This window comes from Lentzea aerocolonigenes, assembly GCF_000974445.1.
Lineage (GTDB): Bacteria > Actinomycetota > Actinomycetes > Mycobacteriales > Pseudonocardiaceae > Lentzea > Lentzea aerocolonigenes.
Window position 1 is genome coordinate 38960 of record NZ_BBOJ01000001.1, and the last position, 20172, is coordinate 59131.

General features: G+C 68.2%; 21 protein-coding genes and 1 pseudogene. 14 read left to right on the forward strand and 8 right to left on the reverse strand.

Going from position 1 to position 20172, the window contains the following annotated elements; translation table 11 throughout:
* Positions 1 to 21 precede the first annotated feature (21 nt).
* Positions 22 to 687 (forward strand): phosphate signaling complex protein PhoU, encoded by a 666-nt coding sequence (gene phoU / locus AOM45_RS00190; RefSeq protein WP_030471719.1) that lies wholly within the window; start codon positions 22 to 24, stop codon positions 685 to 687.
* A gap of 14 nt (positions 688 to 701) precedes the next feature.
* Here phoU and AOM45_RS00195 read toward each other — a convergent pair whose 3' ends face one another.
* The 7 genes from AOM45_RS00195 to AOM45_RS00225 form a co-directional block, all read right to left on the reverse strand.
* The gene (locus AOM45_RS00195) at positions 702 to 1862 is read right to left on the reverse strand and encodes a hypothetical protein (RefSeq protein WP_030471718.1); all 1161 of its coding nucleotides are present in this window, start codon (positions 1860 to 1862) and stop codon (positions 702 to 704) included.
* 10 nt (positions 1863 to 1872) lie between these two features.
* On the reverse strand, positions 1873 to 2649 hold the full coding sequence (gene pstB, locus AOM45_RS00200) for a phosphate ABC transporter ATP-binding protein PstB (protein ID WP_030471717.1): 777 nt from the start codon (positions 2647 to 2649) through the stop codon (positions 1873 to 1875).
* A gap of 10 nt (positions 2650 to 2659) precedes the next feature.
* Positions 2660 to 3574, reverse strand: a complete 915-nt coding sequence (gene pstA, locus AOM45_RS00205) for a phosphate ABC transporter permease PstA (RefSeq protein ID WP_030471716.1) — start codon at positions 3572 to 3574, stop codon at positions 2660 to 2662.
* Positions 3571 to 4635, reverse strand: coding sequence for a phosphate ABC transporter permease subunit PstC (pstC, locus tag AOM45_RS00210; RefSeq protein ID WP_030471715.1), 1065 nt, complete (start codon positions 4633 to 4635; stop codon positions 3571 to 3573). The genes pstA and pstC overlap by 4 nt, the downstream gene beginning before the upstream one ends.
* 46 nt (positions 4636 to 4681) lie before the next feature.
* Positions 4682 to 5794 carry a phosphate ABC transporter substrate-binding protein PstS gene (gene pstS, locus AOM45_RS00215; protein WP_030471714.1) on the reverse strand — a complete coding sequence of 371 codons (1113 nt, stop codon included), beginning with the start codon at positions 5792 to 5794 and terminating at the stop codon, positions 4682 to 4684.
* 198 nt (positions 5795 to 5992) lie between these two features.
* Positions 5993 to 6868, reverse strand: a complete 876-nt coding sequence (gene mshD / locus AOM45_RS00220; protein WP_030471713.1) for a mycothiol synthase — start codon at positions 6866 to 6868, stop codon at positions 5993 to 5995.
* Positions 6869 to 6878: 10 nt separating this feature from the next.
* The gene (locus AOM45_RS00225; protein ID WP_030471712.1) at positions 6879 to 7643 is read right to left on the reverse strand and encodes a winged helix-turn-helix transcriptional regulator; all 765 of its coding nucleotides are present in this window, start codon (positions 7641 to 7643) and stop codon (positions 6879 to 6881) included.
* 264 nt (positions 7644 to 7907) lie between these two features.
* Between AOM45_RS00225 and AOM45_RS00230 the strand changes: the two genes are divergently transcribed.
* The 11 genes and pseudogenes from AOM45_RS00230 to AOM45_RS00275 all read left to right on the forward strand — a co-directional run.
* Positions 7908 to 8540: an alpha/beta hydrolase family protein gene (locus AOM45_RS00230; RefSeq protein ID WP_236703029.1), complete on the forward strand. Its 633-nt coding sequence runs from the start codon at positions 7908 to 7910 to the stop codon at positions 8538 to 8540.
* Positions 8537 to 9361 carry an LmeA family phospholipid-binding protein gene (locus AOM45_RS00235; RefSeq protein WP_030471710.1) on the forward strand — a complete coding sequence of 275 codons (825 nt, stop codon included), beginning with the start codon at positions 8537 to 8539 and terminating at the stop codon, positions 9359 to 9361. The genes AOM45_RS00230 and AOM45_RS00235 overlap by 4 nt, the downstream gene beginning before the upstream one ends.
* Positions 9358 to 9762 (forward strand): thioredoxin family protein, encoded by a 405-nt coding sequence (locus AOM45_RS00240; protein ID WP_030471709.1) that lies wholly within the window; start codon positions 9358 to 9360, stop codon positions 9760 to 9762. The genes AOM45_RS00235 and AOM45_RS00240 overlap by 4 nt, the downstream gene beginning before the upstream one ends.
* An 85-nt stretch (positions 9763 to 9847) precedes the next feature.
* A complete protein-coding gene (locus AOM45_RS53690; RefSeq protein WP_355300619.1) occupies positions 9848 to 9919 on the forward strand; it encodes a putative leader peptide in 72 nt (23 codons plus the stop codon).
* Between the two features lie 73 nt (positions 9920 to 9992).
* On the forward strand, positions 9993 to 10436 hold the full coding sequence (locus tag AOM45_RS00245) for a DUF4395 domain-containing protein (RefSeq protein ID WP_030471708.1): 444 nt from the start codon (positions 9993 to 9995) through the stop codon (positions 10434 to 10436).
* Positions 10437 to 10467: 31 nt separating this feature from the next.
* Complete coding sequence (locus tag AOM45_RS00250; RefSeq protein ID WP_030471707.1) at positions 10468 to 11313, forward strand: sulfurtransferase; 846 nt, start codon at positions 10468 to 10470, stop codon at positions 11311 to 11313.
* Between the two features lie 5 nt (positions 11314 to 11318).
* On the forward strand, positions 11319 to 11618 hold the full coding sequence (locus AOM45_RS00255) for a DUF1416 domain-containing protein (RefSeq protein WP_030471706.1): 300 nt from the start codon (positions 11319 to 11321) through the stop codon (positions 11616 to 11618).
* Between the two features lie 809 nt (positions 11619 to 12427).
* Entirely contained in the window at positions 12428 to 13063 is a 636-nt protein-coding gene (locus AOM45_RS00260; protein WP_030471705.1) for a heme-binding beta-barrel domain-containing protein, read from the forward strand.
* A gap of 747 nt (positions 13064 to 13810) precedes the next feature.
* Positions 13811 to 14398: a 5-oxoprolinase subunit PxpB gene (gene pxpB, locus AOM45_RS00265; protein WP_030471704.1), complete on the forward strand. Its 588-nt coding sequence runs from the start codon at positions 13811 to 13813 to the stop codon at positions 14396 to 14398.
* Positions 14395 to 15246 (forward strand): 5-oxoprolinase subunit C family protein, encoded by an 852-nt coding sequence (locus AOM45_RS00270; RefSeq protein WP_030471703.1) that lies wholly within the window; start codon positions 14395 to 14397, stop codon positions 15244 to 15246. The genes pxpB and AOM45_RS00270 overlap by 4 nt, the downstream gene beginning before the upstream one ends.
* A gap of 85 nt (positions 15247 to 15331) precedes the next feature.
* Positions 15332 to 17806, forward strand: a pseudogene (locus tag AOM45_RS00275) (glycosyl hydrolase family 18 protein); the annotation flags it as partial.
* Here AOM45_RS00275 and AOM45_RS49020 read toward each other — a convergent pair.
* On the reverse strand, positions 17804 to 18646 hold the full coding sequence (locus tag AOM45_RS49020; RefSeq protein ID WP_081902571.1) for an aminodeoxychorismate lyase: 843 nt from the start codon (positions 18644 to 18646) through the stop codon (positions 17804 to 17806). The pseudogene AOM45_RS00275 and the gene AOM45_RS49020 overlap by 3 nt on opposite strands.
* A gap of 71 nt (positions 18647 to 18717) precedes the next feature.
* Between AOM45_RS49020 and AOM45_RS00280 the strand changes: the two genes are divergently transcribed.
* On the forward strand, positions 18718 to 19107 hold the full coding sequence (locus tag AOM45_RS00280; RefSeq protein ID WP_051784393.1) for a Fur family transcriptional regulator: 390 nt from the start codon (positions 18718 to 18720) through the stop codon (positions 19105 to 19107).
* Positions 19104 to 20162 (forward strand): CAF17-like 4Fe-4S cluster assembly/insertion protein YgfZ, encoded by a 1059-nt coding sequence (gene ygfZ, locus AOM45_RS00285; RefSeq protein WP_030471700.1) that lies wholly within the window; start codon positions 19104 to 19106, stop codon positions 20160 to 20162. Before AOM45_RS00280 ends, ygfZ begins: the two co-directional genes overlap by 4 nt.
* The last annotated feature ends 10 nt before the right edge of the window (positions 20163 to 20172 follow it).

A 20172-nucleotide genomic window follows, 5' to 3' on the forward strand; every position in this document is an offset into this window, starting at 1 on the left:
TCGGGACGTAGGCTGAGCGCCATGCGCGAGGCCTACCACGACCAGCTAGAACAGCTCGCCGACCGACTGGCCGACATGACCGGCATGGTCGCCGAGGCGATGGAGAACGCCACCGCTGCCCTGCTGCAGGCCGACCTCGGTCTCGCGGAGCAGGTCATCAGCGGTGACCAGAAGGTCGACGACATCCGCTCCAGCATCGAGGAGCAGTCGTACGCGCTGCTCGCGTTGCAGGCGCCGGTCGCGACGGACCTGCGCACCGTGCTCGCGGTGATCCACGCCGCCGAGAGCGTCGAGCGCATGGGTGACCTCGCGCTGCACGTGGCCAAGGCCGCGCGGCGCCGTCACCCGGCGTCGGCGGTGCCGGAGGACGTCCAGCCGTACTTCGCCGAGATGGGCCAGATCGCGGTCAAGCTCGCCAAGGAAGCGGCGGAGATCATCCGCAACAAGGACGTCGACCGCGCCCGCAACCTCGAGGACGAGGACGACGCGATGGACGACATCCACCGCCACCTGTTCTCGGTGATCATGGACAAGGAGTGGCAGCACGGCGTCGCCTCCGCGGTGGACACGACGCTGCTCGGCCGCTTCTACGAGCGCTACGGCGACCACGCCGTGTCGGTCGCCAAGCGCACGGTCTTCGTCGTCACCGGCCGGATGCCCGGCTACGGCGGCGACGAGAACCTCTGATGCCGCATTAGTTCCTAACGAAACTGCCCATCGCGTTCTGCCGCGAGCTCCGGATCGGCGTAGGCCTCGGAGAACTCGGCGAGCACGGTGGGCAGTTCCTCGTCCCACGCCGCCCGCGCCTCGTCACGCGGCAGATTCCGGGCGTCCACGGTGAAGTAGGCCCACGCCCGCACGATCTCCGGAAACAACGCGAGGTCCTCTTCGGACACGTGCAGGCGGGCGGCCACGTTCAGGATCAGCACCGCCGTGAGCGACGCCGGCCCGTACACCACGGGATCCCGGTTCTGCTCGACCGCGGCACCAACGACGATCTCCGCGAACGCCCGTGCGGCCTCGACGTCGGCGATCCCGTGCTCTGAAGCCAGGAACGCCTCCACCACCTCGTCCGTCCTTTCCGGACTGATGGTGGCGATCTCGTACTCGTCGGGCACCAGCACGCTCACGCGCGCGTCGGCCAGGGCGATCAGCTGGACGGGGTGCCGCACGTCCTCCTCGCCCATCAGGCCCTCTTCGGCCTCCTCGTCGGGCCCGTCCGCCCAGAACTGCTCGATGTCGGGCCACACGCGGTCGTAGACGTCGCTGGCGCTCAACGGCGTGATGGTGTCCTGGAACGCGCCGGGCGTCGAGGCGATCATGTCCTCCAGCAACGCCACGGTGCCCTCGTCCGGCGTGTGGAACAGCTCGATGGCGGTCGCGCCGAGCACCGGCTGGCGCATGAAGAGCACGGTCTCCCCGACACCGACGCGCTCCTGGGTGAACGCGACGACCTCCACGTCTCCCAACAGGTTCGTGACGAGGAAGGCGTCACGGAAGTCCGCAACGGTGCCGGCGACGTACCACGACGGCTCGGCGGCACCGCGTGCCGCAACGGTTTCCGCGGCCTCGAACGCGGCCTTCCGGTGCTCCGCGGAACCCACACCGGACAGCGCGCGCAACGCGGTGAGCGCCGCCGGGTCGTCCATCGCGGCGAGTGCGTCGACCAACGGCGCGTGGCCGGATCCGGCGAGCCAGAGCGTGGCGTAGAGCTCGCTCGCCCAGGCGTCCGCGAGCAGCCAGGACTCCGAACGCAGCGCGGCCGCCGACTCGAGCAACGCCCCGTACGGGGACTGCTGCTCGGGCCTGCGGCCGGGTGCCTTGCCTTGCTTCTTCTTGCGGGACTTGCTCTGCGGACTCACCCGCAAGAATCTAGCCGAACCGGCCCGAGATGTAGTCCTCGGTCGCCTTCTGGCCGGGGTTCGAGAAGATCTTCTCGGTGTCGTCCACCTCGATCAGCTGTCCGGGCTGACCGACACCCAGCAGGTTGAAGAACGCGGTCTGGTCGGACACGCGCGCGGCCTGCTGCATGTTGTGAGTCACGATGACGATCGTGTACTCCTTCTTCAGCTCCGTGATCAGGTCCTCGATCGCCAGCGTGGAGATCGGGTCCAGGGCCGAGCAGGGCTCGTCCATGAGCAGCACGTCGGGCTGCACCGCGATGGCACGCGCGATGCACAGACGCTGCTGCTGACCACCGGAGAGGCCGCCACCCGGCTTGTCGAGGCGGTCCTTGACCTCGTTCCAGAGGTTGGCGCCGCGCAACGAGCGCTCCGCCACCTCGTCGAGCTTCTTCTTGTCCTTCACGCCCGCGAGCCGCAGACCCGCCACCACGTTGTCGCGAATGGACATCGTGGGGAACGGGTTCGGCCGCTGGAACACCATGCCGATGGTGCGGCGCACCTCGACCGGGTCCACAGTGGACGCGTAGATGTCCTCGCCGTCGAGCAGCACCTTGCCCTCGACGCGCGCGCCGGGCGCGACCTCGTGCATGCGGTTGAGCGACCGCAGCACCGTCGACTTGCCGCAACCGGAGGGGCCGATGAACGCGGTCACGTTCTTCGGCGGCACCGCGAGCGAGACGTTCTCGACGGCGTGGAACTTGCCGTAGAAGAGGTTCAGGTCCTTGATGTCGAGTCGCTTGGCCATGTCCGCCCGCTCACTTCGTCTTCGGCGCCAGCACCCGCGAGATCACGGTCGCCAGCAGGTTGAACAGGGTGATGATCAGCACGAGCGTGATCGCCGCGCCCCACAGTCGCTCGAAGCCCGCCTGGGTCGGGTTGTTGCGCTCGTTCACCATCATCAACGGCAGCGAGGCCATCGGGCCGCTGAACAGGTTGTAGTTGATGAACGGGGCGTACGCCGCGAGCACCAGCACCGGCGCGGTCTCACCCATGACGCGGGCGAGGGCCAGCATGATGCCGGTCAGGATGCCGGAGAGCGCCGTCGGGATGACGATCTTGACGATCGTCTTCCACTTGGGGATGCCCAGCGCGTACGAGGCCTCGCGCAGCTCGTCCGGGACGATCTTGAGCATCTCCTCGGTCGTGCGCACCACGACCGGAACCATCAGCAGCACCAAGGCGATCGACACCGCGAACGCGCTGCGGCCCATGCCGGCGTAGGTGATCCACACCGTGTAGATGAACAGCGCCGCGACGATCGACGGGACACCGGTGAGGATGTCGACCATGAACGTCGTGGCCTTCGCGAGCTTCGAACGGCCGCCGTACTCGACGAGGTAGATCGCGATCATGATGCCGATGGGCACGGAGATGACACCGCACACGAGGCCCTGCACCAGGGTGCCGTAGATCGCGTGGTACGCACCGCCGCCCTGCTGGCGGGCGAGCAGGCCGGAAAGCGACTTCTGCCACCAGTCACCGTCGAGGATGACCGGGAAACCGCGCTGCACCACGGTGTAGAGCACCCACACCAGCGGGATGATCGCGATCAGGAAGGCACCCCACACGAGCGCGGTGGCGAAGCCGTTCTTGATCCGGCGGCTGAGGCTGACCGCCTGGAACGTCGGCGGCGTCGCGAGGCGAGTGGGGTCGGCGAGGTTCGTGCTCACTCGTACTCCTTGTGGCCGGCGACGATCGAGCGCGCGATGGCGTTCACGACGAAGGTCAGCACGAAGAGCACCAGACCGGCCGCGATGTAGGCACCGGCCGACCGCGTGTCGTTGAACTCCGGCGCGGCCAGGGCGATCTTCGACGCGAACGTGGCGCCACCGTCGAAGAGCGACCAGCCGAACGCGGCCGACGTGGTGCTCAGGATGATCATGACGGCGATGGTCTCGCCGAGCGCGCGGCCGAGACCGAGCATCGAGGCGCTGACGTAGCCGGCCTTGCCGAACGGCAGGACGGTCGTGCGCACGACCTCCCACTTGGTCGCGCCGAGCGCGATGGCGCCCTCGATGTGCATCCTGGGCGTGCGGTCGAAGACCTCGCGGCTGACGGCCGTGATGATCGGCAGGATCATCACCGCGACGACGATGCCCGCGGTGAAGATGGTGCCGCCGAGCTGCACGTTCACGTTGCCCTTGGCGAAGATCGGGATCCAGCCGAGGGTGTCGATCAGCCACTCCGAGAACGGGTACAGCACCGGGCCGAGCACGAACAGGCCCCAGAGGCCGAAGACGATCGACGGCACCGCCGCCAGCAGGTCCACGACGTACGCGAACGGCCGGGCGAGGTTGCGCGGCGCGTACTGCGTCAGGAAGAGCGCGATGCCCAGCGCGATCGGCATCGCGATCAGCAGCGCCAGGATCGAGACGATCACCGTGACCAGCAGCAGGTCGAGGATGCCGAACCGCAGGTTCGCCGGGTCCGAGGTGTTCCACTCGCGACTGGTCAGGAAGTTGATCTGGTCCAGCCCGAGCGACGGGATGGCCTGCAGGATCAGGAACAGGCCGATCGCGCCGATGAGAACGACGATGAAGACACCGGACCCTGTGGCCAGGCCGCGGAAGATGCGGTCACCGGGCCGGACGTGCGGTGCCTTGGGGGTTTCTGGAGCTTCCGGTGTCGGGGGAATCGGAGCCTCCGAAGCGGTGGGAGCAGCCGCGACGCCCCGCGCGGCGCCGGGGTCACCGGAGCCGGCGGGGCGCTTGGCCACGACGGGATCGTTCATCGCGTCAGCGTTGGTCGCAAGAGTCCTTCGCAGTGTCGCATCAACCTCAGGCGATCGCCTTGACGGCGGTCAGCAGCTTGTCCTGGAACGCCTTGGGCAGCGGCACGTAGCCGGCGTCGGCGAGCTGCTCCTGGCCCGAGGTGGCGGCGACGGTCAGGAACGCCTTGACGGCCTTCGCGGTGTCGGCGTCGTAGCCCTTCGAGCAGACGATCTCGTAGGTCGCGAGGAGCAGCGGGTACGCACCGGCGGCCTTGGTGCCGTAGATCGAGTTGAGGTCGAGGACCAGGTCGTTGCCCTCACCCTTGATCTTGGCGCCGTCGATGGCCTTGCCGGCCGACTCGGCGGTCAGCTCGACCGCACCGGCACCGGCGTCGATCTTGGCGATCGAGAGCTTGTTGTCCTGCGCGAACGACCACTCGACGTAGGTGATCGCACCATCGATCGAGCCGACGGCCTGCGCGACACCGGCGGACTTCTCCTTGCCCTCGCCGACACCGCCCTTGAACTGCTTGCCGTCGCCCTTGGTCCAGCCACCGGCGGCGGTCAGGTACTTCTGGAAGTTGTCGGTGGTGCCCGACTCGTCCGAGCGGTAGATGACCGCGATGTCCTTGTCCGGCAGGTTCGCGGAGCCGTTGAGGGCCTTGATGGCCGGGTCGTTCCACTTCTTCACGGCGCCGGAGAAGATCGCGGCGGTGGTCTTGCCGTCCAGCACGAGGCTGTCCACACCGGACACCTTGTAGCCGATCGCGACCGGGCCGAAGACCAGCGGCAGGTTCCACGCCGGGTTGCCCTGGCAGCGCTTGGTGGCGGCCTCGACCTCGGCACCGGCCTTCAGCGCGGAGTCGGAGCCACCGAAGTCGACCTGACCGGCGTTGAAGTTCTTGACGCCAGCACCGGAGCCGGAGGGGTTGTACGCGAGGTCCACGCCGGGGCAGGCCTTCTGGTACGCCTGCACGAACGCGTCGACCGCGTTCTTCTGGGCGGAGGAGCCCTCGGCGTTCAGCTTGGTCTTGCCGCCACATTCGACGGGCACAGAGGCAGCGTTCGACGTGGTGTTGCCACCCGTGCCGCCCGTGTTGTTGTCACTGCCACACGCACTGAGAAGAAGCGCGCTGGCCGCGACGAGGCCGAGCACGGCGCCGTGCCGCTGGATCTTCACCTTGGTCCTCCACCTTGCGGAAGCATTCGCGGTTTCGCGACGGACGTCGCCGCTCGCTTCGGAAGGTAGGTATCCATGGTGGACAGCCCACCTAGACGAGGTGAACGGAAGGTGAACACCGAACGGGAAGTGACGGGTCACACGGCCGAAAGAGTGAGGGCGTGACCAGGGCGTATGCGTTTTGTGACGATCCGTTGACTACCGGGCGTACTGGACGTCCGCGTCCCAAAGAGTGAAGCCGAGCTTGGTGTAGACGCGCACAGCCGGGGCGTTGTCCGACTCGACGTACAGCATGACCTCCTTGACCTGCTGTTCTCGCAGGTGCTGGAGGCCGGCGAGGGTCAGCGCCCTGCCGAGGCCACCGCCCTGGGCGTCCGGGTCGACGCCCACGACGTAGACCTCGCCGAGCACGGGCGTGTGCACCTTCGTCCAGTGGAAGCCGACGAGCCTCTCGTCGGCGTTGAACGCGAGGAGGAACCCCTTCGGGTCGAACCAGGGCTCTTCTTCTTTGGCGCGGACGTCCTCGATGGACATGGAACCCTGCTCGGGGTGCCAGTCGAACGCGCGGTGGTTCACGTAGACGACCGCCGCCTCGTCCTTGCCGGGGACGAACGCCCGGATGGTGATGCCCTCGGGCAGCTCGGGCTGCGGCAGGTCGTTCTCGACGCGCAACCGCATCCGCAGCAGTTCGCGGACCTTGCGGAAGCCGAGCTTCTCCGCGAGCTTCTCGGCGTCGGGGTGGCCGCCGTGCGCCCACATCCGCAGCGACTCCTCCGGCAGCGCCTTCACCAGCGCCTCGCCGACGCCCTGGTGGCGGTGCTCCGGGTGTACGGCGAGTTCGGCGATCTTGTTGCCGCCGGAGTCACCAAGCATGTCGACGTGCGCGTACCCGGCGAGCTCGCCGTCGCGGCGGGCGAGGAGGTGCCTGCTGCCGGTGGCGCCGGGGCGCATCCGCAGTCGCACGGCCTCGCCGACCGGTGCCACGCCGTCGGTGCTCTCCGCAGCCTCCAGCAGCCGCCCGACCTCGGCGACCTGCTCGGCCGTCAGCTCCTCGTACCAGCTCAGTTCCGCCACACAGGCGAACCTACCGCGCGATCAAACGCTCATCCAGAACGCGGACAGCGTCACCCATCTCGTCGACCTCGGTCATCTCCGCCGGACGACGGGACGAACCGGGCCGCGGCGGGCGGACGAACTTGTAGCCGACGTTGCGCACGGTGCCGATCAACGCCTCGTGCTCGGGGCCGAGCTTGGCGCGCAGCCGTCGCACGTGGACGTCGACGGTGCGGGTGCCACCGAAGAAGTCGTAGCCCCAGACCTCCTGCAGCAGCTGCGCGCGGGTGAACACCCGGCCCGCGTGCTGCGCGAGGTACTTGAGCAGCTCGAACTCCTTGTAGGTGAGGTCGAGCGGGCGGCCCTTGAGGCGCGCGGTGTAGGTGGCCTCGTCGATCACGAGGTCGCCGAGCTGCAGTGCGCCGTCGCCACCGGGCTGGGCGGCACCGCGGCGCGAGCGGACCAGGCGCAGGCGGGCGTCGATCTCGGCGGGGCCGGAGGTCGGCAGCAGGATCTCGTCGACCGACCAGTCGGAGTTGACGGCGACCAGACCGCCCTCGGTGACGATCGCCACCACGGGCACGTCCACGCCGGACGAGTCGAGCAGGCGGCACAGCGAGCGGGCGCCGACGAGGTCGGTGCGCGCGTCGACCAGCACGATGTCGTGAGGTCCGGCTTCGAGGAGTGCGGAGACCTCCGGCCGCAACGGCCGCACGGCGTGCGGGAGCAGAGCCAGCGCCGGAAGCACAGCCTCCGAGTCAGGGTCTGTCGTCAGCAGAAGCACGTCGATGCTCATCGCGGCGCCCTCCTAATCGGCCGTGGTCAGGTCACCTCGACCAGACCAGCGGCGTACGGTGACCGGGCCCCGTTGCCTGCGGATGACGGAGACAATACCGGTGCACCCCAGAAAGTCCCAGGTCAAGAAGCCGTGCTCACACTTGTTTCCACAAGCGTCACGCCTGTTACATCCATGTCACACGACGGCGTACGCCTGCACGGCGTCCACCACAAGGGTGAAAGCGACCTCGCTTTCGTTGTGGGACATGGGTTCACGAACCACGTGCGCAAGCCGTACGTCGCACGGCTGCTCGCCCGTTTGGCCACGCACGCCGGTGTCGTCGCGTTCGACTTCCGCGGCCACGGACGGTCTGAAGGACGCTCGACGGTCGGCGCGGACGAGGTCCACGACATCGAGGCGGCCGTGCTCAAGGCGCGCGAGCTCGGGTACTCGAAGATCGCCACGATCGGGTTCTCGATGGGCGCCTCGGCGGTTCTCCGGCACGCGGCACTGGGCGAGACCAGGCCTGACGCCGTCGTCTCCGTCAGCTCGCCCGCCAGGTGGTGGTCGCGGGAGACCGCGCCGATGCGCAGGGTGCACTGGTTGCTGGAGCAGCCGCACGGGAAGCTGGCGGCGCGGGCGATCGGGGTTCGGCTCGGCGACAGCTGGGTACAAGCGCCGGAGAGTCCCCTGGAGGTCGTGGCGCGCATCACGCCCATCCCACTGCTGATCGTGCACGGTGACCTGGATCACTATTTCGGGGTGGAACACGCCGTGTCGTTGCACCGCGCGTCCTTGGGACATGCCGAGATGTGGATCGAGAGCGGCATGCGGCACGCGGAATCGGCCGCGACCGAAGACCTGGTAGACCGGATGGCGGCATGGGTCGCCGACAAAGCCGAGGACGAGGAATGACTGCGCACACCCCTGCACGGCCGCGAAAGAAGAAGTCCCGGCGCGGGAAGTTCCTCATCATCACCGTGCTCGTGCTGGGCGTGCTGCTGGTGGCGGCCGACTTCGCGCTGGCCGCGGCGGGCGAGTACCAGATCGCGCAGCGGATGCGGGAGAAGCTGCAGCTCGACGAGGACCCGTCGGTGCGGATCAACGGGTTCCCGTTCATCCTCCAGGCGTTGCGGGGTGACTACAAGCACGTCGAGATCCGCGCGTACGGCGTGCCGATCAGGAACGAGCAGCAGGGCGTCGACCTGCGCGACCTCGACATCGAGGCCGACCTCCGGCACGCCCGCGTCGAGCTCGCGGATCTGTTGGCGGGCAACGTCTCCAAGGCGACCATCGACCAGGTGGACGGCAGCATCAAGATCAAGGCGCTGGACCTGAACCGGCTCGCGAACCAGGTCACGCCGTTCGACAAGCTCTCGATCGAGCCGGACAACCGCGCGGCCGCCACGCAGACGCCGACCCCGGACCCCAAGGCGCCCAAGACGACCGCCGCGATCAAGCTCTCCGGCCAGACCAACGTGGCCGGCAAGGTCGTCACGCTCACCGCGTACGGCCAGATCGCGCTCGTCAGCGGTGCCATCCAGATCAACATCGACGACATCGAGCTCGAGGACAACTCCCTCAAGCAGATCATCCCGCAGCTGCGCCAGGCACTCGCGATCAAGATCGACCCCGGCACGCTGCCGTTCGGCGCGAAGCCCACCGCCGTTGAGGTGGAGAGCGGTGCGTTCAAGCTCAGCGGTGTGATCACGGATGTACCGTTGGTCCAACGATGACTGGTGTGTGGGCGCTGCTGGGCGCGCTGGCCGCGGCCGGCGCGATCGGTGTGCTGCTCAAGGTCCGCGAGGGCCGTATTTCTCGCCGTTCGTCCGTCGACCTGCCGGCCCCCGTGCGCGACCTGCTCGTGCCGGGGGTGACGCTGGTCCAACTCTCCACCACGTTCTGCGCGCCGTGCCGGCACGCGAAGGTGGTCCTGCGCGATCTGGCGGACAGGACCGAAGGCTTGTCGCACGCCGAACTGGACGTGACCAACCTGCCGGACGTCGCCGCTGCGCTGGGCGTGATGCGCACCCCAACCACGCTGGCCCTGACGGCCGACGGCGTGGAGGTGTTGCGAGTCGGTGGCGTGCCGAAACGCGACTCGTTGCTCGCCGCGCTGCAACCACATTTGCCCTAATCCGGTCGAGTGAACCTGCGTTGTTCCACCAGATGGACATACCTCCCGGACCGAGGGATTGAGGGCTACCCTCGCTGGCATGACCATGCTGCTCACGAAGCGACGCGCGGTTGACCTGTGCCGCGTGCGCAGCAGCCTGTGTCGCACGACGAGCTGATTGGGCCACTTGACGCCCAGCAGCCACCTCTGACGGACTGAATTTCTCCTCGTCCGAATGCCCGGAGGTCGTCGTGCCCAAAGATGCCCCAGTAGACCCGCGCGGACCGCGCTTCTCCGCCTGGATGACCACAGTCGTCCTGGCTGTCGTGTTGCTCACCGGCTGGTGGCGGCTCCTCGCCGCCCAGACGGTTCTGTTCGCGATGTGCGCGTTCATCTCGCTCAAGCTCAACCCGTGGGGGCACGTCTACCGCTACGCGATCCAGCCGAGGATCACCCCGACCACCGAACGCGAAGAGGCGGCACCGCTGCGCTTCGCCCAGGGCGTCGGCTTCGTCTTCGCGCTGATCGGCACCCTCGGTTACGCCACGGGCCTCACCACTCTCGGCACGGCGGCAACCGCCCTCGCACTGGTGGCAGCGCTGCTCAACGCCGCGCTCGGCCTGTGCCTCGGGTGCGAGATGTACCTGCTGCTGCGCCGGTACGCACCCGTCCTAGCACGTCCGCAATCGCAATAAAGCCACGCACTACCAACAGGAGCAACTTCCCATGAGCCGTGAGAACGTGCTGGTCTCGGCCGCCTGGTCCGAGGAGAACCTCCAGACGCCCGGCGTCGTCTTCGCGGAGGTCGACGAGGACACCACCGCGTACGACGGCGGGCACATCCCCGGAGCCGTGCGCATCGACTGGAAGACCGAACTCCAGGACCAGGTCCGCCGCGACTTCGTCGACCGCGAGGGCTTCGAGAAGCTGCTCTCGGCCAAGGGCATCTCCAACGACGACACCGTCGTCCTCTACGGCGGCAACAACAACTGGTTCGCCGCCTACGCGTACTGGTACTTCAAGCTGTACGGCCACAACGACGTCAAGCTCCTGGACGGCGGCCGCAAGAAGTGGGAGCTCGACGGCCGCCCCCTGGACAAGGAAGAGGTCACCCGTCCCGCGACCTCCTACAAGGCGCAGGAGCAGGACCTCTCGATCCGCGCGTTCCGCGACGAGGTCGTCGACGCCATCGGCAACAAGAACCTCGTCGACGTCCGCTCCCCCGACGAGTTCTCCGGCAAGCTCCTCGCCCCGGCCCACCTCCCGCAGGAGCAGGCCCAGCGCGCGGGCCACATCCCGTCCGCGGTGAACGTCCCGTGGTCGAAGGCGGCCAACGAGGACGGCACCTTCAAGTCCGACGACGAGCTCCGCGAGATCTACGCCGAAGCCGGCTTCGACGGCTCCCGCAAGACCATCGCGTACTGCCGCATCGGCGAGCGCTCCTCGCACACCTGGTTCGCCCTGCGCGAGCTGCTCGGCCACGAAGACGTCAAGAACTACGACGGTTCTTGGACGGAGTACGGCTCGCTCGTCGGCGTGCCGATCGAACTCGGTTCCGGCAAGGAGGCCTGATCATCATGAGCAACGGCTGCGGCGCACCCGCCCAGGGCGGTTCGGTGGACGCCAACACCACGGAAACAGTCCTGGAAGGCAAGGTCCTCTCCGAGGGCACCCCGGTGGGCGGCGCGTTCGTCCGCCTCCTCGACGCGACCGGCGAGTTCACGGCCGAGGTCGTCTCCTCCCCGGAGGGCGACTTCCGCTTCTTCGCGGCCCCCGGCGCCTGGACCGTCCGAGCGCTCCACCGCACGGGCAACGGCCAAGCCGACGTGTCGGCCACGGGCCCCGGCGTGCACGCGGTGGAGATCGCGGTCGCCTGACACTCTTGGCTGGTATGACGAAGGCCCCGGCGGTGCACACCGCCGGGGCCTTCCACGTGCAGGGCCGCGCGGTTTTTTGGGAGGCGACGGCCGGAGTTGGGGCGGGAGTCGGGTCGGGAACGGGAGCCACCACCGAGGCCGAAGGCGAGGCGGCTCAAGCCGAGGCCGAAGGCGAGGCGAGGCGATGGCGCAGCCGAGCAGCTCTTAGCGTGGGGTTCCGGTGGGTTGGTCCCGTCACGAGTCGTGCCACAGCTCTTGTCGCGCCCGAGGGGAGAGGTCAAGTCGAACGCTTTTCGCGACTTGACCTCTCCCCTCGGGTGTGACTCGCTCCTGGCACGGCTCGTGACGGGACCAACCCACCCGAACCGCACGCCCTACGCAACGCGCAGCCGCCGTAAGCACCAGGCGTGCCATCAACCCGCCCACGGCGCTGGCCGGTCTTTGATCAGATTGGCGGGGTAAGGGCAGAGCCCCCAATCTTTAAACAGGAACGCCACACGGCGACGCAACCACCGCGCCCCAGGCCGTGCCACCGCGCCCCCAGGCCGTGACCCACCGCACCCCACAGGAGCCGTGACCACCGCACGCTCACAGGCGACGACCACCGCGCGCTCACAGGAGGGCTCACAGGAGGGGTGACCAGCGCCCGCCACGCCCGGTGTCCTCCACCACCACAACCCTGCACGTCAGCCACCGCGAGATATCCTCACCCCCGTGGCACACATTTTCACAGGACTCCTGGTACTAGTGACGATCGCCGTGATGTGGTTCGCCGGCTACGTCGTCTACCGCCTCTACTCAGACCAGCGATGACCACGAGCAACGCCGTCCCCGGCAGCGGCGACGAGGCCATCCGCCTGGCCGAGGAACGAGCAGCGGCAACCAGGGAACGCAACCTGCCCCAGTTCACCGACATGCCCATCCCGGGCGACACGGCGAACCTGCGAGAAGGCGCGAACCTCAACGACGCCCTCCTCGCCGTCCTCCCGCTGGTCGGCGTCTGGCGAGGTGAGGGAGAGATCGTCTACCCGACGATCGAGGGCCCGTTCCGCTTCGGCCAGCAGATCACGTTCGCCCACGACGGCCGCCCGTTCCTCGTCTACGAGGCCAGGTCCTGGCTGCTCAACGAGGCCGGCGAAGTGATCCGCCCGGCTGCCCGCGAGCAGGGCTTCTGGCGCCCGCAGCCGGACGACAGCATCGAGCTGCTGCTCACCCACAACACGGGCATCGTCGAGCTGTACTACGGCAAGGTGCGCACGCAGACCTCCTGGGAGTTCGAGACGGACGCGGTCATCCGCACCGCCACCGCCAAGGACGTCAAGGCCGCGCAGCGCCTGTACGGCATCGTCAACAACGGCGACCTCGCGTACGTCGAGGAGCGCGCCATGGTCGGCCAGGAGATGCAGCCGCACGCGTCGGCGCACCTCAAGCGCGTCGTCGGCTAGCTCGGCTGCGGGGGATTGTTCAACAATCCAACACCTGGATCGCAGGATCGTTGGATCGTTGGATCGTTGAACAATCCGACACGCAGATCGTCGGATCGTTGAACAATCCAACGTGGGTTGCCGCCACAAGCACCCAGGGTCGTTGAGCGGGCCACCAACGCTGGTCGCCGCCACCGAGACCTGAGGTTGCTGAGCGGCCCGGCGCCGAGGTCGCCGCCACCAGAACTCGAGGCTGCCGAGCGACCCAACGCCAGGTCGCCATCACTGGAACTCCGAGGTCGCCGAGCGATCCAGCGCTGGTCGCCACCACCAGGCCTCCGAGGTTGCCGAGCGGCCCAGCGCCGCGTTGCCACCACCGGAACCACGAGGTTTCCGAGCAACCCAGCGCAGGGTCGCCACCACACGGACTCCGAGGTTGCCGAGCGGCCCAGCGCCGGGTCGCCACCACCAGGACCCCGAGGTGGCCGCGCGACCCAGCGCCGGCTCGCCACCACCAGGACCCCGAGGTGGCCGCGCGACCCAGCGCCAGCTCGCCACCACCGAGGCCCCGAGGCTGTCGAGCGACCCAGCGCGGGGTCGCCGCCACACGGACCCAAGGATGTTGGGCGATCCAGCGCTGGTCGCCGCCACAGCGCGCCCGGCGGGTTGTTCAGCAGTCCGATGCGGACGTTGTCGGATTGCGGGATTGTTGAACGATCTCAGCGTGGGATTGTTCAACAATCCCACGATTCCCCGTAGCATGTGCCCATGTTGCTCCGGCGCTGCGGAACCGACGCCCTCCTCGTCGAGGTCGACTCACTGACCGAGGTCGCGGCCGTTCGTGCAGCCCTCCAAGGGCTCGACGGCATCGAGGAACTCGTGCCCGCTGCCAGGACCGTGCTGGTCAAGGGCGCCCTCCACCAGGCCAGGGAAGTGCTGAAGACCGTCGACCTCACCAAAGCACCCACCACGCACCCCAGAGAGATCACCATCCCGGTCACCTACGACGGCCCCGACCTCGACCTGGTCGCGGACACCGCCGGAGTCAGCCGAGAAGAGGTGGTGAAGCTCCACACCGGAGCCATCTACGAGGTGGCGTTCTGCGGTTTCGCGCCCGGCTTCGGCTACCTCACCGGCCTCCCGCGGAACCTCCAGCAGCCGCGCCTCGACTCGCCGCGCACGAAGGTTCCGCAAGGGTCTGTCGGCATCGCTGGCGAGTTCACCGCCGCCTACCCCAGGGCGACGCCGGGCGGTTGGCGGTTGATCGGGCGCACCGAGATCACGCTGTTCGATCCCACGGCCGAGACCCCCGTGCTCCTCCAGCCCGGTGACCAGGTCAGGTTCGTGATCGCATGAGCCGCAGCGTCACGATCATCCGGACTGGACCGCAGGCGCTCGTCCAGGACCTGGGGCGACCCGGCAACGCGCACCTGGGCGTGCCGCCGTCGGGTGCGGTCGATGCGCACTCGCTGAAGCTCGCCAACCGGCTTGTCGGCAACCACGAGACCGCGGCCGGGCTGGAGGTCCTGCTGGGCGGCCTGGCCACAAGAGCCAACGCCAGTTGCACGGTTGCCGTCACCGGGCCCGCCGTCGACGTTCGGATCGACGGCAGGCTCGTCGACTCGCATCAACCCGTGCACCTCGGAGCGAGCGCGACCCTCGAGATCGGCACCCCGCACACCGGGCTGCGCACCTACGTCGCGTTCTCCGGCGGTGTCGACGTCGCGAAGGAGCTCGGCAGCCGGTCCACCGACCTGCTGTCCGGAATCGGTCCAGACCCCTTGCGGGACAACGACGTCATCGAGCTCGGAACCCCGAATCCCGCCAGTGGCGCGGACGTCGTGCCACCGGTCCACGTTCTGCAAACGTTGGTCATCCCGATCAGGCTCGGCCCGCGCGACGACTGGTTCGCGGACGCCGAAACCCAGCTGCGGCAAGGGTCCTGGACGGTCTCGGACCGCAGCAACCGGGTCGGCGCGAGGCTCCAGGGCACGAAGCTGAATCGTCGTGACGGGGAGATTCCCAGCGAAGGGATGATCACCGGCGCGGTTCAGGTGCCGCCGGACGGGCAGCCCGTGGTCTTCCTCAACGACCACCCGACAACTGGCGGTTATCCCGTCATCGGCGTGGTCGACTGTGATCACCTGCGGTTTCTCGGCCAGGCGCGACCGGGGACGACGGTGCGGTTCCGGCCGATCGACTGAGGGCCACGACGTTGACGTAAGTGGTCCAGACCAAATACCGTAACAACCAGGCCGCCGCGGAACCTCTACCAACCTGGAGTTCCGCATGCGCCGAATCCCTGCCCTGCTGGCAGTTCTGGTCGCTGTGCTGGCACTGGCGGTCCCTGCCAGAGCCGCCACCGGCATCACCGCGACCTTCTCCCGCACCGGTACGAGCGCCAAGTTCGTGGTCGCCAACGCGAGCACGACAACGCTCAACGGGTGGTCGATCAAGTTCGACCTGCCCGCCGGTGTCACGGTCAGCAACGTCCAGAACGCCACCACCACCCAGAACGGCACGCGAGTGACCCTCACTCCTGCCTTCTACATCAACAACATCCCCGCCGGGCGCAACACCGAGCCGTACAGCCCGACGTTCTCCCTCAGCTCGGCCGCCGACCCGACCACCTGCACGATCAACAACATGGCGTGCGACGGCAGCGGTGATCCCGCGCCGGCACCTATCGGACTCACGGCCGACTACTCGGTCGCGGGCGGCACGGCGAAGTTCATCGTGCGCAACAACACCACCGCTGCCATCTCCGACTGGTCGATCGTCTTCACCCTCCCCGCGGGCGTGACGGTGAGCAACGGCCAGAACGGCACGGTTTCCCAGTCCGGCAACACGGTCACGCTCACCCCCGTCTACTACAACAAGAACGTCGCGGCGGGCGGCAGCACCGAGCCGTACAGCCCAACGTTCTCCATCAGCTCCAACGTCGAGCCCACCACCTGCCGCATCAACAACGCGAACTGCAGCGGTGCCCCGGACACTCCGCCAGGCGCGCCAACGGGTCTGACCTCGCCGAGCAAGACCACGCGCACGGTGACGTTGCAGTGGAACGCCTCCACCGCGGGTTCGCTGCCGATCGCGGGTTACGACGTCTACAACGGCTCGGCCCTCGCGACGAGCAGCAGCACGACGTCGGCGATCGTCACCGGCCTGAACCCGAACACCGCCTACTCCTTCACCGTCAAAGCCAAGGACTCCAAGGGAACGCAGAGCGCCCCGAGCCCACTGTTGAGCGTCACGACCAACGACCCCGCCAACGACACCACCCCGCCGACAACACCGGGCAACCTGCGTTCGACCGCCAAGGACGCGGGCAGCATCACGTTGGCGTGGAACGCTTCCACGGACGCCAGCGGCGTCGCGAACTACGACGTCTACCAGGGCTCGGCCGTGAAGACGACGGTCTCCGGCACCACGGCCACCGTCAGCGGCCTCGCGCCGTCGACCAGCTACACCTTCACCGTCCGGGCCCGCGACACGTACGACAACGTGTCCACACCAAGCAACGCACTCACCGAGCGCACTAGTGACATCGTCGGTGGATACGCCCGCGTCGGGTACTTCGTGCAGTGGGGCATCTACGGTCGTCAGTACTTCGTGAAGGACATGGACGCCGCCAAGCTGACGCATGTCAACTACGCGTTCGGCAACATCGACCCGGTCAACCTGACGTGTCTGCACGGCGTCACGAAGGGCACCACGCCGAACCCGCAGGACCCGAGCCAGGGTGACGGCGCGGGCGACGCCGAAGCCGACTACAGCAGGCCCATGAGCGCGGCGCAGTCCGTCGACGGCGTCGCGGACTCCGGCTGGGAACCGTTGCGCGGCAACTACAACCAGCTCCGCAAGCTCAAGGTCAAGTACCCGAACCTCAAGGTGCTGATCTCGCTCGGCGGCTGGACGTACTCGAAGTACTTCTCCGACGTCGCGGCAACGGACGCCTCGCGCAAGAAGTTCGTGTCGTCCTGCATCGACGTCTACCTCAAGGGCAACCTGCCGACCTACAACGGCGCCGGCGGGCCCGGCACCGCCGCGGGCATCTTCGACGGCTTCGACCTCGACTGGGAGTGGCCGGGCGCGGAAGGTCACGCGGGCAACCACTTCGGGCCGCAGGACAAGGTCAACAACAGTCTGCTGATCGAGGAGTTCCGCCGGCAGATCGACGCCTACGGTGCCACCACGGGCAAGCGCTACCAGCTGACCGCGTTCACGCCCGCCGACCCCGCCAAGATCGCGGCGGGCTGGGAGCTCGGGCGGGTCGCGCAGTCCATGGACATCTTCAACGTCCAGGGCTACGACTTCCACGGCTCCGGCAGCGACAACTCGTGGGAGCCGAACAGGACCGGCCACCAGGGCAACCTCTACCCCGACCCGGACGACCCGTACCCGTTCCACTTCGACGTGGCGAGCACGGTGCAGGCCTACCTCGACGCCGGGGTGCCGTCGCGCAAGATCACGCTCGGGCTCGCGTTCTACGGCCGCGGCTGGCAGAACGTGGTCGACGGCGGCAAGAAGGGCGAGTGGCAGCAGGCGGGTGGCGCGGCACCGGGCCAGTTCGCGGAAGAAGCGGGCACGCGCGGGTACGCCAACCTCGTCGCGTCCGTGCCGAACTGCACCGTCTACCACGACGAAGTCGCCGTGGCGACGTACTGCTACACCGGCAACCAGTGGTGGACGTTCGACGACGCCTGGTCGATCCAGCGCAAGACCGCGTGGCTGAAGTCGAAGAACCTGCTGGGCACGGTTTCAGTACTCGGACTCGTACAGGCCCTGCAGTTCCGTGAGCAGGGCCGACGAGTCGGGCAGCTGCTTGCCGTCCAACGTGGTCACGCGCGTGATCTTGCGGACGCTGGACGCGAGGAACACGCCCTCGGCGTCGTAGAGCTCGCCGGTCTGGATCGGCTCCACGAGCACGGTCCAGCCGGCGCGCTCGGCGGCGCGGAACAACGCGTACTGCGTGGTGCCGGGCAGGATGCCGAGCTTCGACGGCGGCGTCACCAGCGTCTTGCCGCGCACCAGGATGACCGTGGAGGTCGGGCCCTCCAGCACGGAACCGTTCGAGGTCGTGAAGATCACCTCGGCGGCACCGCGGCGCTCGGCCTCGCGGATCGCGGCCATGTTGATCGCGTACGACAACGACTTCGCGCCCAGCAGCAGCCACGGCGCGCGGTCGGCGAGATCAGGTTCGATGCCGCGGTCCAGCGTCACCGCGGAGAGGCCCTCCGCGCGCTGCTTGAGCACCTTCGCGCCGATCTCCATGCCGAGTGCGAAGCCGGTGGGCGTGCCGTCGCCGCCCTCGACACCGCGGGTGTAGACGAGCTTGAGGGCGAACTCGCTGCCACCGGTCCAGTTGCCGATGACGAGCTCGACGGCGCGCTCGAACTCCGCGCGGGGCGGGGGCGGCATGTCCAGCATCGCTGCGGACCGGTCGAGCCGGTCCAGGTGCGGCGTGAGTTCGCGGGGCTTCCCGTCGACCACGAGGATCGTTTCGAACACGCCGTCACCGCGCATGAGTCCGAGGTCGTCGACGCGGATCAGCGGCGAGTCGGGGTCAGCGAGGGTTCCGTCTAGCAGTGCCAGCACGCGCATGGACCGAGCCTACTAACATCGGTGGTGTGGAGACCGCAAGAGGCCTGCGCAAAACGCTGCACGACCGCGGCATGAGGATGACGCCGCAGCGTCAGCTCGTGCTGGACGCGGTCAGGTCGCTGGAGCACGCGACGCCGGAACAGATCTGCCAGCGCGTCCAGGAGACGGCGCCGACGGTCAACATCACCACGATCTACCGCACGCTCGACCTGCTCGACCGGCTCGGGCTCGTCCGGCACACGCACCTGGGTCACGGCGCGCCGAGCTATTCGGTCGACGACCACCAGCACGTGCATCTCGTGTGCCACGTGTGCGGGCGGATCGACGAGATCCCGTGTGAGCTGCTCGACCCTCTGGTCGGAACATTGCGGCAACGCGACGGGTTCGAACTCGATGCGAGCCACCTCGCGCTGTCCGGCACGTGCCGTGACTGTTTGAAGCAGGAGCAGGAGACCGAGTGATCCTCCCCGGAGCCGTCCCGCCGCCCGACGATTCCACCGACGCGGGTGTCGCGTGGCACTACGGCGACCCGTTCGCGGAACAGCGGTCAGCCGCCCGTTCCGCGGTCGTCGTCGACCGTTCGAACCGCGGCATCATCGCGATCCCGGGCGAGGACCGGCTCACGTGGCTGCACCAGCTCACGAGCCAGCACTTCGAGCAGCTCGGCGAGGGCGCCGGCACCGAGGCGCTGATCTTGGACGCGCAGGGCCGCCTGGAGCACCACATGGTCGTCGCGAACGTCGGCGGCACGGTGTTCCTCGACGTCGAGAAGACCGACGACCTGTTCGCGTACCTGAAGAAGATGGTCTTCTGGTCGAAGGTCGAGCCGCGGGACGCCACGGGCGAGTTCGCGCTGCTGTCGATCATCGGACCGGACACGCCCGCCCTGCTGGAGAAGCTGGGCCTCCCGCTGCCGGCGAACGTCGAGGCCCTGGGCGAGGGCTTCGTGCGCAGGCGGTCGTGGCCCCAGAACTCGGTCGACCTGCTCGTGCCACGTGCCGAGCTCGCCGGCTGGTGGCAGCGGATCACGGACGCGGGCGCACGTCCCGCCGGCAGCTTCGCGTACGAGGCGCTGCGGGTCGAAGCGCTGCGGGCCCGCCAGGGCGTCGACACCGACGAGCGCACGATCCCGCACGAGGTCAACCTGATCGAGAGCGCGGTGCACCTGAACAAGGGCTGCTACCGGGGCCAGGAGACGGTCGCGAAGGTCCACAACGTGGGACGTCCGCCGCGCCGGATGCTCCTACTCCACCTGGATGGTTCTGCGGACGCCCAGCCGGAGACCGGTGACCCGGTCACCCTCGACGGGCGGACCGTCGGCCGGGTGGGCAGCGTGGCACTGCACCACGAGCTCGGACCCGTGGCGTTGGCGCTGGTCAAACGATCTGTTCCGATCGAGTCGGACCTGGTCGCAGGCGCCCCCGAACGAGAGGTGCAGGCGCGGATCGACCCGGACTCGGTGCCGCCCGACACCCCAGGTCTCGGCCGGGAAGCCGTTCGCAACCTGCGGGGCTGACACCCTAGAG

What these genes read in the sequence shown, in the direction of transcription:
- phoU (WP_030471719.1), top strand. Translation starts at nt 22, where the DNA reads ATGCGCGAGGCCTACCACGACCAGCTAGAACAGCTCGCCGACCGACTG.
- pstB (WP_030471717.1), bottom strand. Translation starts at nt 2,649, where the DNA reads ATGGCCAAGCGACTCGACATCAAGGACCTGAACCTCTTCTACGGCAAG.
- pstC (WP_030471715.1), bottom strand. Translation starts at nt 4,635, where the DNA reads ATGAACGATCCCGTCGTGGCCAAGCGCCCCGCCGGCTCCGGTGACCCC.
- AOM45_RS00225 (WP_030471712.1), bottom strand. Translation starts at nt 7,643, where the DNA reads ATGAGCATCGACGTGCTTCTGCTGACGACAGACCCTGACTCGGAGGCT.
- AOM45_RS00235 (WP_030471710.1), top strand. Translation starts at nt 8,537, where the DNA reads ATGACTGCGCACACCCCTGCACGGCCGCGAAAGAAGAAGTCCCGGCGC.
- AOM45_RS00240 (WP_030471709.1), top strand. Translation starts at nt 9,358, where the DNA reads ATGACTGGTGTGTGGGCGCTGCTGGGCGCGCTGGCCGCGGCCGGCGCG.
- AOM45_RS00250 (WP_030471707.1), top strand. Translation starts at nt 10,468, where the DNA reads ATGAGCCGTGAGAACGTGCTGGTCTCGGCCGCCTGGTCCGAGGAGAAC.
- AOM45_RS00255 (WP_030471706.1), top strand. Translation starts at nt 11,319, where the DNA reads ATGAGCAACGGCTGCGGCGCACCCGCCCAGGGCGGTTCGGTGGACGCC.
- AOM45_RS00260 (WP_030471705.1), top strand. Translation starts at nt 12,428, where the DNA reads ATGACCACGAGCAACGCCGTCCCCGGCAGCGGCGACGAGGCCATCCGC.
- pxpB (WP_030471704.1), top strand. Translation starts at nt 13,811, where the DNA reads ATGTTGCTCCGGCGCTGCGGAACCGACGCCCTCCTCGTCGAGGTCGAC.
- AOM45_RS00270 (WP_030471703.1), top strand. Translation starts at nt 14,395, where the DNA reads ATGAGCCGCAGCGTCACGATCATCCGGACTGGACCGCAGGCGCTCGTC.
- AOM45_RS49020 (WP_081902571.1), bottom strand. Translation starts at nt 18,646, where the DNA reads ATGCGCGTGCTGGCACTGCTAGACGGAACCCTCGCTGACCCCGACTCG.
- AOM45_RS00280 (WP_051784393.1), top strand. Translation starts at nt 18,718, where the DNA reads ATGAGGATGACGCCGCAGCGTCAGCTCGTGCTGGACGCGGTCAGGTCG.